This is a genomic window from Epilithonimonas sp. KH_059 (assembly GCF_057838485.1).
In genome coordinates this window covers 457,264-473,730 of sequence record NZ_CM174468.1, presented here as the reverse complement: position 1 = coordinate 473,730, position 16,467 = coordinate 457,264, and the positions used below count along the sequence as shown (strand labels likewise).

Below are 16,467 nucleotides of genomic sequence, written 5' to 3'. Positions count from 1 at the left end.
GCTTTGTCTATCAATGCTAAAAGCCTTCCAAATAAAATGGAAGGCTTTTTTTATGGCTTTTTAGCAAAGCTAAATATAGATCCAAGAGAGATCACAGATTCTCCACTGGATTTTATTTTGGTGCTATGAACCATCGCTTGGGCAAGGGTGCTCGTTTTTAAGGGTCTTAGTTTTTGAAGTAAATGCAATCGGTTGAGGAATTTAAGAACCGTGGCACCCAAAACCTCACTCGGTCTATCACTCTTTTTGCGCTCCAGCATGCCCGGTTGAAAAACGGTAAGTTTTTCAAAGTGTAAAGAGCGGATTTCCTGTTCCAATTCCCCTTTCATTTTGGAATAGAAAAGTTTTGAATTTTCACTCGCTCCGTACGATGAGATTAAAACAAAGTGGGGGACCTCCAGTTCTCGGCATCCTTTTGCAAAGTCGAGTTGATACTCAAAATCGACCTTACGCTGCGCCGCTTTTCCTCCTGCAGCCTTAAGGGTAGTACCAAGACAAGAGAACGCCACATCGCCCTGAAGGAAGGGTTTCCAATCTTGTGGTTTTTCAAAGTCAACAATCTCTACATGAAGTTTTGGATCCGTAAAGTCTAAAGGTCTTCTAGAAAAAGCATGGACAGAATCAAAATCAGGATCTTTTAGTAGCTGCTCCACTAAATCTTTTCCAGTAGCGCCCGTAGCGCCGATTACAAGTGCTTTCATTTTTTTCTTGGTATAAGTACCGAATTTACTACTTTTGAATGACATCTTGACCAACTACCCTAAAACTACAATTTCAAAATTACTTCACCATGGATGCAGAACAGATTCGCACGTATTGTCTCGGAAAAAAGGGAGTCAGCGAAAGTTTTCCTTTTAATCAAACCACTTTAGTCTTTAAAGTGGGAACAAAAATGTTTTTGCTTCTTTCGCTTGATGCAGTTCCTTTAAGCTTTGCTGTCAAGACCGCCCCGGATTGGAGTGAGCAGCTACGTGAATCCTATAGTCAGATTAAGGGGGCCTACCATATGAACAAGACCCATTGGAATTCTGTAGAGCCAGAAGGAGTCCCAAGCGAACTGTTATTTGAATTGATAGACCATTCTTATGAGTTGATTTTCAGTACTCTAAGCCGTAAGGACAGGGAAGGGATAGTAGAGGGGTAAGGGTTTAAAGCACTTATTAAATTGCATTTTTCCTATTTATTTTCTTTGTCCATTTATTTGTAGGATGCACCGAATAATTTCTAATACTTATTAAATTTTTCACAATTAATACTAAAGAGATTAGGTTTTATTAAATCTATCTTCATATTTGTTTCTATTATCTTGCAATATGGGAATAATAATTATATAAAGTAAAATTCATTTCTTTAACTATTTTTATTATTTTCTTGTGAATTGGTAGTTATATCGTTTTTATTGCTTAGTTTTGAAAGGTAGGTAAACATGTGCACAGTTTATTTTCAAATCTTGTTTAACTTTTATAAAAAAAAAATTATGAAAAATTTAATTTTATTTTTATGTTTTGTTTTTCTTGGTTCAACGACCGTGTTTGCTAGGGCAGATGAAGGTAAACCGCGGAAAAGTGATGTTCCTGTCAAAGCTGTCTTGAATAACAGTAAAGCTGAGAAAGTTGCAAATGGAGATTGTACAATTGTAACTGTGTATCGTGTTACAGGTATGTGCGGTGGCGTACTTGGTGATGTTAGCATACAAGAAGAAGCGACAGGTGATGCTTGTCATGGAACTGAAGGTGGCGTTATTTTTAATGTAGAAACAGTTGCAGTTGATGATTGTCCATAAATTTTTTTGGCTGCTTGCTTGCAAGCAGCCAAATTTCAAGTATACCTCCTTAATATCTAGAGGAAATTATTTCATTTTTCTCCTGGTAGCAGCTCTCTATTTTCCACAAGAGAAATATGTTGGTCTTGTCGAATATACGCTCGTGAAGGAGATTGGAGGCACACATACGATTTCTGAATACTTACTTTTAAACGAGAACAATTCTTTTTACTTTACCTATAATCAAAAAAAGGATACCTATGAAGAGTTAACTCGGGAGTTTGAATTTAGATATTCCAATAATATCGTAAAATACAACGCGGATAAAAATGAGTTTACTGAACTCAGGAATCTCAGGGCCTTCTATAAAATGTCAGATACTCCTCCTATGATCCAGTGGGAAATTAAACAGGAAACGAAAGAAATACTCGGCTACATTTGTACCAATGCCATTGGTGAATTTCGTGGACGTACTTATTCTGTATGGTTTGCAAGCGAGATCCCCTTTTTCTACGGACCTTGGAAGTTAACGGGATTGCCAGGACTTGTACTTGAAGCTCAAGATAATTATGGATATTTTCATTATATCGCTAAAGAGATTTCCCTTAATAAAGATTTTTTTGTGCCCACCGTGTTGGAAGAAAAACTATCTGAGCAACCTTCTATCCCTTACGCAGAGTTCATTGAGATTGAAAATGATTTTTTCAGGGATATTAAAAATAAGATCCAAGCTTCTCGTCCGCGAGGGACCGTATTTAAGGAAACTCCTCTTCGAGAATTATTGAAAGAGACCGTATTTGAGTGGGAATAATATAGGGTCTGTTTATGAGGTATTTACTCTTAGTATTGCTACTTGGGTTCGTGAAAATTTCAGCCCAGTCTGAAGTGAGCGGCACCGTGGTTTTAGAAGACCATTCCGGAGACTTTAAAGCGAGCGTACTTCTCAAAAATGAGCAGGGAGCAATTGAGTCTTATACGTTTACAAACAAAGCGGGTGGATTTAAGATTTTGACGAGCAATATCGGCCAATTTAAATTGGAAGTCAAAGTATTCAATTACAATCCCAAATCAATCGATATTACGCTTGATTCGACCCATCAGAAGGTAGAACTAGGTCTTATTGAAGTGGATAAACTCAAAGAGGCGGAGATTAAGGAAGTAGTCATTACGAGGACGACCCCGATTAAAATCAGAAAAGATACAATCGAATTTAACGTACAAAGTTTTGAAAGCGGCACAGAATTAAATCTTGAAGAGCTTCTGAAGAAATTACCGGGTATTACGGTCGAGAATGACGGGAAAATAAAATACGGCAATACAGAGATAGAGCGCGTGATGATTGAGAACGACGATCTGTTTGAGCGAGGTTATCAGACCTTGACGCAAAACATGCCGACAAACCCCATTTCAAAAGTTCAAGTTCTTAAAAATTATTCCAAAAATAAGCTCCTAAAAGGCATTGAGGATTCACAAGGAGTGGCCCTAAATTTAACCCTAAAAGAGGGCGCAAGGAGCAAATGGTTTGGTAATGCGATCCTTGCCTCCTCAAGCTTTGACGAGAAAATGCATCAAGTTAAATTCAATGCAATGAACTTCTCGAAGAAGAAAAAAATCTATGCGCTATTTAATTACAACAATTTGGGACTCGATGAAATGAAAGGAGTAGAGTATCTCACGGAGCCAAGTTCTGAAAAAGAGGTTGAAAATGTGGGCGAGCTTTCCATGCTTTCCATTCTAAATCTTCATTCCAAAAATGCGCAGTTCGAAGACAAGCGATCTAATTTCAATGACGATAAATTAGCCTCTCTTAATTACATTTATAATTTTGATCGAGACTGGAAGTTGAAGGTAGTAACGGTTTTCAATCAAACGGAAAATAGAAATCACCTAGAAGGGTTTTATAAGTTTGACGATGGGAACGTACAATTTACCAATACCGAAAGTAAGTCATGGAAGCAAAATCGTCAAAACATAGTGGGGAAACTTGAACTTTTAAAAGAGTCTAAAAACGCTTCACTCTTGATTTACAATAAGGTTTCACAATTAAATGAGGATAACCACAATGAGTTCCTATTTAATCAATTATCCAACTTTCAAAGCGGGGAGAACCGTTTGTTTGCAAATGAAAATAGGGTAGTGTACACGAAGAAACTAGATTCGAGCCAGGCTTTTGTCGCTGTGGCTAAATACAACCTGCAGAGGCGCCCTTATCAATTCCTCGATGAGAATGATGTTTTCGCCCAGATTACAGGGGATTCCAAGGTCGTTAAATCTAGGCAAGACATTCACTCAAGTATGCATTTTGGAGGCCTTAAGTTTTCTTATTTAAAAAGCTGGAGCGAAGATCAATCGTTTGAGTGGCAATTGGGAGATGAGTGGAAAAGAGACGACTTAAGCTCGGGTATTTCCCTATTTGATAGGGAGAACGAAAGGATTTCTTTTGAGGATGCACGATTTAAGAATTCAACGGAACTAACTCGCAATAAACTTTTCACTCAAATCAAATATGCCAATCAATATAGAAAATGGCGCTATGGTCTGACGCTTCTAAGTCAGTATATTTCATCTCAGCACAATTTTGAGAAGGAAAAGCAGCAGGGGCTGTACCTTTCTCCAACACTTAAATTAGCGTATAGCGATCAAAAACTGGGAAACTTTACTCTTTCGGCCGCTAGGAGTTACGCATCCACAAACATACTAGAAAGCTTTACGAATTTCATTTACCAAGGGAACCGCAGTTTTCAGGAAAGCCAAATTGGTCTAAAGCAGTTGCCAGAACTCAATCTTACATTTCTGTACAATGTAGGAGACATCCTATCCGAATACCTGACTTTCAGTGCTATGTATTTCAAAAATGAGGACTATATCGCGACGCATCGAATCGTGAATCCGCAGTACACCTTTAGTCAAAGTATCCTTGTCAAAGACAATTCAAACCTTTTTTTGAATCTAAATTTGCATAAATACCTTCGGTTTTTGAATTCTCGACTTAGTTTGCACAATTCCTTTGGAGCCTCGACCTATGCAAACAAAGTAAACGACAGCGATCTTATTCAAACGAAGTTTTCCAATTTCAAAACGGGTTTTGAATTGAAATCTGGTGCAACCCAAAAAATCTCTTATGAGTTGGGATACGAGTGGATCTTCAATTCGATTGATTCGGATGTGAAAAAGGGAAGATATACGGATCAGAAAGGGTTTTTAAATCTGTATTACAGTTTAAATCAAAACCTACAACTTGAGACCTTCTACGAATTCTTCGCCTATGGGAATACCCAAAACAGCTCCACTCAGTTTTTAGATTTTAAGGCGGCTTATCATTTGAAAAAATGGAAACTGAATCTGTTTTTAAGAGGAAACAATCTTTTAAATACGGACGAGATTCAGCGTTATTCCCTTTCCAATATTAGTGAAAGTCTTTACACGCAAAAGCTGTTGCCAAGGCATATTGTCCTAGGATTAAATAAAACCTTTTAGTTCTGGAAAAAATCTCTGGTTTTACGTTCGTCCTCTTTTAGTTTTTCTACGAGTGACTCAAGGCCTTCAAATTTTATTTCTTCGTGAAGAAATTCTTTAAAATGCACTTCCAGTTGTTGTCCGTAAAGATCTTGGTTAAAGTCAAGCAAATTGACCTCCACTGTGAGCCGCTCTCCTCCCACCGTAGGGTTTGTTCCGATGCTGAGCATTCCTTTGTGCGGTATTCCTTTATGGAAAACCTCGACAATGTAGGCGCCTTTTTGGGGAAGGAGTTTTAGGGGACTTACCTCTAAGTTTGCGGTAGGGTAGCCAAGGGTACGTCCTAGTTTTTTCCCATGAACCACAGTTCCCGTTAGACTGTAGTCATAACCTAGCATGGCATTGGCCTGCCCAATTTTTCCTTCTTCTAAGGCTTCCCTAATTTTAGTCGAAGAAATCGTTTCCAAATGAAGGTTCACGGCTTCCATTTGTTCAACTTCAAAACCTAGTTTCGGAGCGAGCGATTCAAGAAGTTGAAAGTTTCCGCTGCGGTTTTTTCCAAAGACATGGTCGTATCCAACGATAAGATGCTTCACTTTTAATCGTTTTACGAGGATTTCCTCGACAAATTCGGTACCGCTTAGGTTTCTAAATTCCTCTGAAAAATCTTGAATTTGAAGAAAATCAATTCCTAGAGTTTCGAATCGATGGGTTTTTTCCTCCAAGGTGCTAAGCAGTTTTAAAGAATCCTCGGGATTAAAAACGAGTCTTGGGTGCGGCCAAAATGTGAGAATACCCGTTCTTAATTGGCGAGACTCGGCGCGCTCATGAAGTTTCCTTATAATGGACTGATGCCCTAAATGAACTCCATCAAACATGCCAAGAGAGAGTGCCACAGGGCCACTGCTCTTATTCTCCTTTATATTTTGGTAAACTTCCAAGCGATTTAATTTAGGTGCAAAAGTAATAAATTGAAATGAGCTTCAAAGCATAAGTGCGCTAGACCCGCTAGAAGTCCTAGGCAAAATCTTCACTACTTTGATTTTTTGCTTTTTAAGAAAAGAAGGAGCAGATAAAAATCATGATAAAAATCTTGGAAATTGAAATTGCAAATCTGTTAAATATCATTATATTTGCACTCAAGAAAAAATTTAGCAATGGCAAACCAAATTAAAGGAAAAATTTCTCAAATTATTGGTCCGGTAATCGACGTTGTTTTTGGAGATGCTCAAGAGCTTCCCAATATTTATGACGCGCTGGAGGTGACCTATTCAAACGGTGAAAAGTTGATTCTAGAGGTAGAGCAACACATCGGTGAAGATTCTGTACGATGCATCGCAATGGATGCTACGGACGGTCTTCAAAGAGGACAGGAAGTAATCGCCCTAGGAAATCAAATTACCATGCCGACAGGCGAAGGGGTATACGGTCGACTTTTCAACGTGGTGGGTAACGCCATTGATGGACTTCCTTCCCTTTCAAAAGAAGGCGGACTTCCAATTCACAGAGAAGCTCCTAAATTTGATCAATTAACAACTTCTGCAGAAGTACTATTTACAGGGATTAAAGTAATTGACCTTGTAGAGCCTTATGCAAAAGGGGGTAAAATTGGACTCTTTGGTGGTGCTGGAGTAGGGAAAACCGTACTTATTCAGGAATTAATTAATAACATCGCAAAAGGACACGGAGGACTTTCCGTTTTTGCTGGAGTAGGAGAAAGAACCCGTGAAGGGAACGACTTACTTAGAGAGATGTTAGAATCAGGCATTATAAAATACGGAGACGATTTCATGCATTCTATGGAAGAAGGCGGATGGGATCTATCCAAAGCGAATCTGGAAGAAATGAAAGATTCAAAATGTACTTTCGTTTTTGGTCAGATGAACGAACCTCCAGGAGCAAGAGCTCGTGTAGCACTTTCGGGTCTTACCATTGCTGAGTACTTTAGAGATGGAGATGGAGAAGGTCAAGGAAGAGACGTACTTTTCTTCGTAGACAACATTTTCCGATTCACTCAAGCAGGTTCCGAGGTTTCTGCCCTTCTAGGACGTATGCCGTCTGCGGTAGGATACCAACCGACCTTAGCTTCTGAAATGGGGGCGATGCAAGAGAGAATTACTTCTACTAAAAACGGATCGATTACTTCTGTACAGGCGGTTTACGTACCTGCAGATGACCTTACCGACCCGGCTCCGGCAACTACGTTTGCCCACCTTGATGCAACCACCGTACTTGATAGAAAAATTGCTTCCCTTGGTATTTATCCAGCGGTAGATCCACTTGCTTCTACTTCAAGAATCTTAACTCCTGAGATCTTAGGAGCTGAGCATTACGATTGTGCACAAAGAGTAAAAGAAATTCTACAGAAATACAAAGCACTTCAAGATATTATCGCAATTCTTGGGATGGAAGAACTTTCAGAAGAAGATAAACTTTCTGTAAACCGTGCAAGAAAAGTTCAGAGATTCTTATCTCAACCTTTCCACGTGGCAGAACAGTTTACAGGTCTTAAAGGAGCCCTTGTAGACATCAAAGACACCATCAAAGGATTCAACATGATTATTGATGGAGAGTTAGATCAATATCCAGAAGCGGCCTTTAACCTTAAAGGAACCATCGAGGAAGCGATCGAAGCAGGTCAGAAAATGCTTGCAGAAGCGTAAGAAGTTAAAAGCGCTTTATGCCTAAAGCTTAAAGCCCAAAGCAAAAACGTATGAATATTAAAATTTTAACTCCAGAGTTCGTTGTATTTGAAGGAGAAGTGAAATCCGTTTTACTTCCTGGAAAAGCAGGTGAGTTTCATATCATGAAGAATCACGCAGCCATCGTTTCTTCTTTAGGGTTTGGTAAGATCAAACTTTATACGAATGAAATTAGCGATGAGTTTGCTAAATATTTCACGAAAGAGAATGAGAAAGACTCTGTCTTCTCTTACGAGATCAAGAGCGGTGTCGTGGAATTCAATCATGAAAAAGGAATTATTCTAGCTGACTAAGCTTAAAAGAGTATAAACACAAAAAAGACCTCTACTTATTGTAGGGGTCTTTTGCTATGTGAAAGCTAGGTGATTTTCTAACTCGAAGTTTACGCTTCGTAATCACCCTCCGCTTCCGGTTGGTAAATAATTTGATCAATGATAATCTTAGTGGATCCTGAAGGAAGCTGCCAATCGATTTCATCGCCTACTTTGTATCCGATCAGTGCGATGGCTACAGCTGAGAAAATAGAAATTTTCTTTTCTTTTATATTGGCTTGACTTGGATAGACGAGTTTGATTTCGTTTTGTGTTTTCGCATTTGCAAAATGGAATTTCACTACGGAGTTCATCGTGATCACATCCGATGGAACATCCTTGGGATCTACAAGTTTTGCAGATTTTAGTTCCTTGGAAAGTTGTTCTGCTTCCGCTGGTTTTATGCTGCCGTCTTGTTTTGCAGAACTGATGCATTGGAAAATCTTTGCATAGTCGTTTTTGTTAACGATTAAGGTATTCATAATAATTTGGTTTTGGTTTATAGACATAAAAAAACCGTTTGAGAAGTTTCAAACGGTTTTGTAGTACTTTATAAAAGTTTACAAAGGTTTAAAACTCTGAGTTTTTGTCCTCTAGCATTTGTTCTGCTTTTTGTTTGTAGAATCCGTCGGTGAGTTTGCTATGGATTGCTTCAAAGGCAGCAAGTGTTTCATTGATTTCAGCATCTGTATGAGATGCGGTTGGAATTAATCTTAAAAGAATCATTCCTTTTGGAATTACCGGGTAGATTACTACGGAGGTGAAGATTCCAAAATTCTCTCTTAGGTCTTTCACAAGTAGAGTAGCCTCTACAGTTGAGCCTTGCATCATTACTGGAGTTACGCAAGTGTTGGTTTCTCCAATATTGAATCCTCTTTCTTTAAGACCCGTTTGAAGTTTAATTACGTTTTCCCATAATTTTGCTTTAATCTCTGGTCTTGTTCTTAAAAGTTCTAAACGCTTAAGTCCACCAATAACCATAGGCATGGTCAGAGATTTTGCAAAGATTTGAGATCTAAGGTTGAATTTAAGGTAACGGATGATTTCTTTATTTCCTCCGATGAAGGCTCCAAATCCTGCCATTGACTTAGCAAAGGTAGAGAAGTATACATCAATTTGATCTTGACATCCCTGCTCTTCGCCAGCTCCCGCTCCGGTAGCCCCTAAGGTTCCGAACCCGTGAGCATCGTCGACTAAGAGTCTAAAGCTGAATTTTTCTTTTAGGGCACATATTTCTTTAAGTTTTCCTTGCTGTCCTCTCATTCCGAAAACACCTTCCGTAATGACAAGAACGCCACCGCCTTGCTCTTGGGCCACTTTCGTAGCTCGGGCTAGGTTTTTCTCTAAGCTTGCCATATCGTTGTGCTTAAAGGTAAAACTTTTCCCCATGTGAAGTCTCACACCGTCTACAATACAAGCATGAGAATCGGCGTCGTATACGACGACATCGTGTCTTGATAAAAGAGCATCAATGGTGGAAACCATTCCTTGGTATCCGAAGTTTAATAAGTAAGTCGATTCTTTCTTAATGAAAGAAGCAAGTTCTCTTTCTAATTCTAAGTGTTGATCTGTTTCCCCAGACATGGCTCTAGCGCCCATTGGGTAAAACATTCCGTATTGTGCAGCTGCTTTTGCATCTGCCTCCAAAACTTCGGGATGGTTACAAAGTCCTAAATAGTCGTTTGCCGACCAAAAAATAACTTCCCGTCCTTGAAATTTCATTCTAGGTCCAATTGGGCCTTCTAGTCTTGGGAAAATAAAGTATCCTTCTGCATAATCTGCAAATTGTCCTAGAGGTCCAGGATTCTGCTCGATGCGATCAAATATATCTACCATTAATTGAGTAATTTATTAAGTTTCAAAGTTACTGAAAATTTACCTATTTTTTGGTCTTTTGCCAAGGCAAAGACCTGAGAGTTAGCCTCGTTTTTCTCTTAGTCTGCACATTCGGGTGCGAGGGGAGAATCGGCACTGGTTTCTCGCGTGGTTTGAAAGCCTTGCTCGAGCATCCACTCGTCGCTATAGACTTTGGTCATGTAGCGAGAACCGTGGTCTGGAAAGATTAATACGACAAGATCCGTAGAGCTTAAATCATTCTCCTCACAATACTGCAAAAAGCCTTGGGTGACGGCTCCTGTGGTGTAGCCTCCCATAATGCCTTCACGAAGTGCAATCTCTCGCGTGCGGTACGCAGAGTTTTCATCGTTGACGCGAACATAGGAATCAATTTGATCAAAAAGAAGGGCGCCGGGAATTAAATTTTTCCCCATACCTTCAATCTGATAAGGACCAATCTCTTCAGGGTTTATTTTCCCTGTATCAAAATAGCCTTTTAAAATAGAGCCTACCGCATCCACACCAATGACCTTGATGTTTGGATTTTGTTCTTTCAAATATTTTCCCGTACCCGTTAAGGTGCCTCCTGTTCCCGTACAAGCAAAAAGATGCGTGATCTTTCCTTGGGTTTGTTCCCAAATTTCAGGACCGGTAGATAGGTAATGCGCCTCTGTGTTGAGTTCGTTAAAATACTGATTTATGTATACAGAATTCGGAGTGGCTTTCGCAATGCGTTTGGCCACTTCATAATACGATCTTGGATCCTCAGGAGCGACATTTGCAGGGCAAATGTGTACTTCGGCCCCTAGGGACTTAAGAAATGCGATTTTTTCAGGTTTGGTTTTGTCACTCACGGCAAGAATACACTTGTATCCTTTCACGACACTTACCATGGCTACGGAAAATCCCGTGTTTCCGGAGGTCGTTTCCACAATAATAGATCCTTCTTTTAGAAGTCCTTTCTTTTCTGCGTTCTCAATGATATGAAGCGCAATGCGGTCTTTTGCACTATGTCCCGGATTGAAAGCTTCAATCTTTGCATAGACAGTAGCCTGCGTGTTTTCAGTCACATGATTAAGTTTCACCAAGGGTGTTTTCCCAATCAGCTCCAGAATGTTATTGTAAACTTTTGTCATTTTAAATGGTGCTAAAAAAGCATGGGCAAAAATACGAAAAATTATTGATTTAGCTGAACGTTGCCTTTTCTTTTCCTAGGCAAACCTATGCACTTAATAGGATGTATACGGGAGAATAGGAGTCTCAAGAATCGCTGATAGACTTAAATTTAGGGAGCAATAACTCACGCTTTTAAGATAAAAAATCCTATTTTCGCATCATTAATTTATACGAATGAAAAACTGGACGTTTAAGACTTGGAATACGGCCTTAGGTTGGGGTGTATTTGGGGTATCTTTACTTACTTACTTTCTTACAATGGAGAGAAAGTTTAGCTTTTGGGACACAGGAGAATACATTTCTTCCGCCGTGAAACTAGAAGTAACCCACGCACCGGGAGCTGCGCTCTTCCAATTGGTAGGAGCGGTCTTCGCGATGTTCGCCTTAGGGGATGGAGCGAATTATGCTCTAGTTATTAATGCGATGTCGGCTCTTTTCTCAGCCCTTACTATTCTTTTCCTTTTCTGGACGGTGACTCATTTATTAAGTCGAATTATAAGCAAAGAGAACTCCACTCTTTCGCTCAATCAACAAATCACCATCCTTTTCTCTGGACTTGTAGGCTCTTTAGCTTTTGCTTTTTCCGATACGTTTTGGTTTTCAGCGGTCGAAGGAGAGGTTTATTCGATGGCTTCTCTGTTTTTAGCCCTGATTTTATGGTTGATCACCAAGTGGGAGTCTCAGTATGGCGAGAAAGGAAATGAGCGATGGCTCATTTTAATTGCCTTTACCGTTGGGCTGTCCGTGGGTGTGCATATGATGGCCATGCTCGTGATTCCTGCCGTCTGCCTTATTTACTATACGAGAAACTATGAGTTCAGCTGGAAGAGTTTTCTCTACGCCAATTTAATTACCCTAGGGGTGCTTATTTTTGTGTTTAAGCTGATTTTCCCTGCAGTGATGAGTCTTTTCGGGAAAATTGAGATCTTCACAGTGAACGGTCTTGGACTTCCTTTTCACTCCGGTACCCTGATTGCCTTTTTGCTTTTGGTCGGAGCGGGCTATTTTGTTTTAAAATTTGCGAGAAAAAAATCCTCGCTCGTTCAAACCACTGCGCTCTCTGTGGTTTTCATGATTGTCGGTTTTTCTTGCTGGCTTGTGATTCCCATCCGTGCCAACGCGAACCCTCCCATGAATCTAAACAATCCTGACAATGCCATTGGAATGCTCGATTATTACAACCGAGTACAGTACGGAGATTGGCCCATATTTAAAGGACAAAATTACACCCAGGCACTTGATTTTGATGGCATGGCCAAAAACGAAGACGGGTCTTATAAGCAAAACAAAACTGGAGACGTTTATGAAAAAGATGAATCCACAAATTCTTATAGAAAAGTAGGGGAACGTTTTAATTACGTGTATTCTCCAGATCACATCTCCCTTATGCCTCGTATGTTTAACGACGATAAGGATGTAATGGCGAACTATATCTCCATGTACGGAGCGCCAGACTTTACTTTTAATTTCGACAATCCGGATTACGCGGATTCTCAAGAAGCCCATCAGATTTTTGACGAGCTAAGAGCCAAGTACGATAGTGGCGAAATCACCGTTGACGACTATCTTCAAATTAAGCCTTACAATCTAATTAATGTTCAAAGACCTTCGTTTGCCCAAAATCTTGATTATTTTGTCACCTTTCAAAATGGATTCTATTTTGTTCGGTATTTGATGTGGAATTTTGTGGGTCGTCAGAACGATCTCGAAGGCCATATGGAGAACAACCGAGGCAACTGGATTTCTGGTATCTCCTTTATTGACAATGCACTTTGGGGAAGCCAAGACCAAGTTCCTGCGAAATACAAAAACGAAAGTACAGTGGCATTTTATTTCTTGCCCCTGCTTCTAGGGCTACTAGGGATGTATTTTCAATTGAATAAAGACTTTGGTCGCTTTTATGCCATTCTTGCGCTTTTCATTTTAACAAGTGTGGGAATTATCTTCTATACCGGTGTGAAACCTTTTGAACCCAGAGAAAGGGACTACGCCATGGTTGGGTCTTTCTTTGCCTTTGCCATTTGGATTGGTCTGGGGGCAGGAGCGATTCTTTTTGAATTGCAAAAGAGAGTTAAATCCAAAACAGCCTTGCTCGTAGGGGGCGTAGTGTTGTTAGGCGTTCCGGCTATGATGGGATTCCAGAACTACGCATCTCACGACCGTAGCGGTCGTTCCGCGGCGTATGACTATGCCTATTCGACCCTAAAGAGCCTCCCGGACAATGGACTCCTGTTTGTTTATGGGGACAACGATACGTATCCTGTTTGGGCGATTCAAGAAACCGAACGCTTTAGAGACGATGTGAAAGTGGTTAATTTTACCTTGCTTTCGACTCCATGGAATATTGACCAAGTGAAGAGAAGAACCTACAACTCTATGCCAATTCCCTCTACTCTGACCCATGCGGAGTACCGCGAAGGGGTGAACGATCAAATCTATGTCATGCGCAAAGACATGTGGCAAGATTTACTGAGTGATCCCGGAGCCAGAGGACTTTCGAGCGCTGAGATGCAAGAGTTTCAGAAATTCAAAGACATGGACTCTATGCCTATTAAAGAGGCGCTTGCCTTTTTAAAACAGAAATCTCGGGGAAAAGAGGCGATCTTGAAACTTCTTTTTGGAGAAAGCAAATACGAAAGATTTAATATCCTTCCAGTTTCTAAATTGGTGATTCCAGTGAACAAACAAAATGTACTGAAAAGTGGGATTGTAAAGCCGCAGGATCAGGACAAAATCGTGAGTGAGATTACAATCGATTATACACGAACCAATTTGTTTAAAAACAATTTGATGATGCTGGATATCCTTGCCAATTTTGATTGGAAGCGTCCTATCAATTTCTCCACAGGAGGCGTATATGACAATGAGAACATCTTCTATTTAAATGAGTATTTGCAATACGACGGATTCTCGTATCGATTGGTTCCAATTCATACCCCTGCAAGTGGAACGGGAGAGATGGGTAGAGTAGACGGTGAGTCCCTTTATTCCATTGTGAAGAATTACCGTTGGGGGAACTTCAAAGATCTCTCCGTGCATTTTGATGAGACCTGTACGCAGAATATCATCAGCTACAGAAATTCGGTAGGTCGCGCCTCAGAAGCCTTGGTGAATTCGGGACAAAAAACCAAAGCGGTTGAACTTCTCGATTTGGCTTCCGCGGAAATTCCGGTTCAAAAGTATAACGATCCACGCTCTTTAAGTACGCTTGTTTACGGATACATTCTTGCGGGACAAGACCAAAAGGGACTTGCCTTAGCGCAGGATTTAATCAAAGGAATTTTTGAAGAATACGATTACTATATAAGTCTTTCTAAAGAAGAGCAGCGCTACGCAGGCCGATCTTTGCGAACCAAGCCCCTCGAGTACTCGATGGTGGTAGGCGCGGTAAGCGAAGGTTACGAAGCGAGAGGCGAGAGCAAAAAAGCGTACGACTATTTGGTAAAGGGTCTAACCCCAATCGATAAGCGTTATTCGACCCTTATGAAAGATTTAGAAGCTATGGGCAAACAAAAAGCGTATAGTGAGGCGGATAAGCTTCAGAATATTATCCCTTTCTACCATTACTTATTTGAGGCCTTTAAGCCCTACGATTCGACCTATGGTCCTGAAAAATTGAAACAAATAGAAACGCAGCTTATGCAAGTAACCCAGTAATAGGCGCTGCAAATTCAAGGATCTTACTTAGGAAGTTGCCCAATTTGAAATGTGTTTTCAATTGGGCAATTTCTATTTTAGGCTCCTTAGCGTCACTTTCCAAAATTAGCCTTATTTTTGCAGGGTATAAACTGTGATGCCTAATTTTAAAACTTTCTGATGAAGTCTCTAGTCCCATACTGCGCCTTTCTTCGAGCCATTAATGTGAACGGCTCAAGGATTAAAATGCAAGCGCTAGTTCAGGCTTTTGAAGCAGAGCACGTTTTGAATGTAAAAGCCGTTTTGGCCTCAGGGAACCTTTTATTTTTAAGTTCTCTGCCTAGAGAAGAGCTAAAGAGCTATTTGGAAAACCGCCTTAAAGAAAATTTTGATTTTCAAACCGAGGTGTTTCTCTACACAAAGGAGGAAATTGATTCTCTCCTGGAAAGCAATCCGCTGGAATCAAATGATCAGCTCCATACCTATATGGTTTTAAGTGAAGAAAGTGGAGAGTGGCTTATGGAGCAGGTGCAGGACCCGGCCTTGTTACAAGGGGAAACCCTTCAGGTATCTCGGAATCAATTGTATTGGCAGGTTCCTAAGAATTCAACCGTGGATTCAAAAGTTTCCAAAGGTCTTGCAAAGCGCGCTATAAAGACTCTGGTTACGACAAGGAATCGCAGTACAATAGAGAAGATAAGTAAACAATTAATGAAAATGGAGTCCTAAGATAGACGCTCCAAAAATGAAATAAACAGCCCTATGATTCAATTTTTAGATACGATCAAGCATAAAGATTCAAAAAACTTTTTTCTCATCGCAGGTCCTTGTGCCATCGAAGGAGAAGAGATGGCCTTTGAAATCGCAGAGAGAGTCTTAGAACTCAGTGATAAGTACAAAATCCCTTATATTTTTAAAGGGAGTTTCAAGAAAGCAAACCGGAGCCGTATCGATTCTTTTACAGGAATCGGTGACGAAAAAGCGCTTGAAATCATCAAAAAAGTAGGAGATCATTATAAGATTCCTACCACCACGGATATTCATGAAATTGACCATGCGAGCCTTGCTGCGAAGTATGTAGATGTTTTACAGATCCCGGCCTTTCTAGTTAGGCAAACGGATCTTGTCGTGGCGGCCGCCAAAACAGGAAAATGTGTCACGCTTAAAAAGGGTCAATTCTTATCTCCTGAGAGCATGAAGTTTGCTGTGGACAAAGTAAAAGAGTCTGGAAATGAAAAAATGGCAATTATTGAAAGAGGAAACTCTTTTGGGTATTCAGATTTGGTGGTGGATTTCCGTGGAATTCCCGTGATGCAAAACTACGCACCCGTGATTTTGGATGTGACGCATTCCCTTCAACAACCCAACCAAAGTTCAGGGGTCACAGGAGGACGTCCCGAACTCATTGAAACCATTGCCAAAGCAGGAATTGCGGTGGGAGCAGACGGAATCTTTATTGAAACACATAAAAATCCAAGCGTAGCCAAATCGGATGGAGCCAACATGCTTCAATTGGATTTACTCGATGGACTTTTAGAAAGACTTACAAGAGTGAGAGAAGCGATTCTTTAAGCTTCTTTTTAAAAAC

Annotated in this window: 14 protein-coding genes; 9 read left to right on the top strand and 5 right to left on the bottom strand. The window is 40.2% G+C overall.

The features are described 5' to 3' along the window. Window positions 1-50: 50 nt before the first annotated feature. Window positions 51-701, bottom strand: a complete 651-nt coding sequence (locus tag AC3IRX_RS02130; RefSeq protein WP_489210847.1) for an NAD(P)H-binding protein — start codon at window positions 699-701, stop codon at window positions 51-53. Between the two features lie 89 nt (window positions 702-790). On the opposite strand from AC3IRX_RS02130, the gene AC3IRX_RS02125 reads away from it, so the two are divergent. From AC3IRX_RS02125 to AC3IRX_RS02110, 4 genes are all read left to right on the top strand, one after another. Beyond that, window positions 791-1,144, top strand: a complete 354-nt coding sequence (locus AC3IRX_RS02125) for an MmcQ/YjbR family DNA-binding protein (RefSeq protein WP_489210846.1) — start codon at window positions 791-793, stop codon at window positions 1,142-1,144. Window positions 1,145-1,477: 333 nt separating this feature from the next. Continuing rightward, complete coding sequence (locus tag AC3IRX_RS02120; RefSeq protein ID WP_489210845.1) at window positions 1,478-1,783, top strand: hypothetical protein; 306 nt, start codon at window positions 1,478-1,480, stop codon at window positions 1,781-1,783. Continuing rightward, the gene (locus AC3IRX_RS02115; RefSeq protein ID WP_489210844.1) at window positions 1,770-2,573 is read left to right on the top strand and encodes a GLPGLI family protein; all 804 of its coding nucleotides are present in this window, start codon (window positions 1,770-1,772) and stop codon (window positions 2,571-2,573) included. Before AC3IRX_RS02120 ends, AC3IRX_RS02115 begins: the two co-directional genes overlap by 14 nt. A 14-nt stretch (window positions 2,574-2,587) precedes the next feature. Further along, complete coding sequence (locus tag AC3IRX_RS02110) at window positions 2,588-5,239, top strand: hypothetical protein (protein WP_489210843.1); 2,652 nt, start codon at window positions 2,588-2,590, stop codon at window positions 5,237-5,239. On the opposite strand, the gene AC3IRX_RS02105 is transcribed toward AC3IRX_RS02110, so the two are convergent. Continuing rightward, window positions 5,236-6,159 (bottom strand): bifunctional riboflavin kinase/FAD synthetase, encoded by a 924-nt coding sequence (locus tag AC3IRX_RS02105; protein WP_489210842.1) that lies wholly within the window; start codon window positions 6,157-6,159, stop codon window positions 5,236-5,238. The two genes, AC3IRX_RS02110 and AC3IRX_RS02105, sit on opposite strands and share 4 nt — an antisense overlap. A 216-nt stretch (window positions 6,160-6,375) precedes the next feature. Here AC3IRX_RS02105 and atpD point away from each other — a divergent pair, with 216 nt between their 5' ends. Together atpD and AC3IRX_RS02095 are read left to right on the top strand one after the other, a co-directional pair. Further along, window positions 6,376-7,881, top strand: a complete 1,506-nt coding sequence (gene atpD, locus AC3IRX_RS02100; RefSeq protein ID WP_459083892.1) for a F0F1 ATP synthase subunit beta — start codon at window positions 6,376-6,378, stop codon at window positions 7,879-7,881. A gap of 50 nt (window positions 7,882-7,931) precedes the next feature. Continuing rightward, window positions 7,932-8,213, top strand: a complete 282-nt coding sequence (locus AC3IRX_RS02095) for a FoF1 ATP synthase subunit delta/epsilon (protein WP_459083893.1) — start codon at window positions 7,932-7,934, stop codon at window positions 8,211-8,213. A gap of 89 nt (window positions 8,214-8,302) precedes the next feature. Here the strand turns inward: AC3IRX_RS02095 and rnk are convergent, their stop codons facing one another. The 3 genes from rnk to AC3IRX_RS02080 all read right to left on the bottom strand — a co-directional run bounded on the left by rnk (window position 8,303) and on the right by AC3IRX_RS02080 (window position 11,203). After that, entirely contained in the window at window positions 8,303-8,713 is a 411-nt protein-coding gene (rnk, locus tag AC3IRX_RS02090) for a nucleoside diphosphate kinase regulator (protein ID WP_489210841.1), read from the bottom strand. Window positions 8,714-8,801: 88 nt separating this feature from the next. Next, window positions 8,802-10,067 (bottom strand): aminotransferase class I/II-fold pyridoxal phosphate-dependent enzyme, encoded by a 1,266-nt coding sequence (locus AC3IRX_RS02085; RefSeq protein ID WP_489210840.1) that lies wholly within the window; start codon window positions 10,065-10,067, stop codon window positions 8,802-8,804. Window positions 10,068-10,165: 98 nt separating this feature from the next. Then, on the bottom strand, window positions 10,166-11,203 hold the full coding sequence (locus tag AC3IRX_RS02080) for a PLP-dependent cysteine synthase family protein (RefSeq protein ID WP_489210839.1): 1,038 nt from the start codon (window positions 11,201-11,203) through the stop codon (window positions 10,166-10,168). A gap of 214 nt (window positions 11,204-11,417) precedes the next feature. Between AC3IRX_RS02080 and AC3IRX_RS02075 the strand changes: the two genes are divergently transcribed. The 3 genes from AC3IRX_RS02075 to kdsA all read left to right on the top strand — a co-directional run bounded on the left by AC3IRX_RS02075 (window position 11,418) and on the right by kdsA (window position 16,451). Further along, window positions 11,418-14,900, top strand: coding sequence for a glycosyltransferase family 117 protein (locus tag AC3IRX_RS02075; protein ID WP_489210838.1), 3,483 nt, complete (start codon window positions 11,418-11,420; stop codon window positions 14,898-14,900). 159 nt (window positions 14,901-15,059) lie between these two features. Beyond that, a complete protein-coding gene (locus AC3IRX_RS02070) occupies window positions 15,060-15,608 on the top strand; it encodes a DUF1697 domain-containing protein (RefSeq protein WP_489210837.1) in 549 nt (182 codons plus the stop codon). A 33-nt stretch (window positions 15,609-15,641) separates the two neighbouring features. Then, a complete protein-coding gene (kdsA, locus tag AC3IRX_RS02065; RefSeq protein WP_489210836.1) occupies window positions 15,642-16,451 on the top strand; it encodes a 3-deoxy-8-phosphooctulonate synthase in 810 nt (269 codons plus the stop codon). Window positions 16,452-16,467 lie beyond the last annotated feature (16 nt).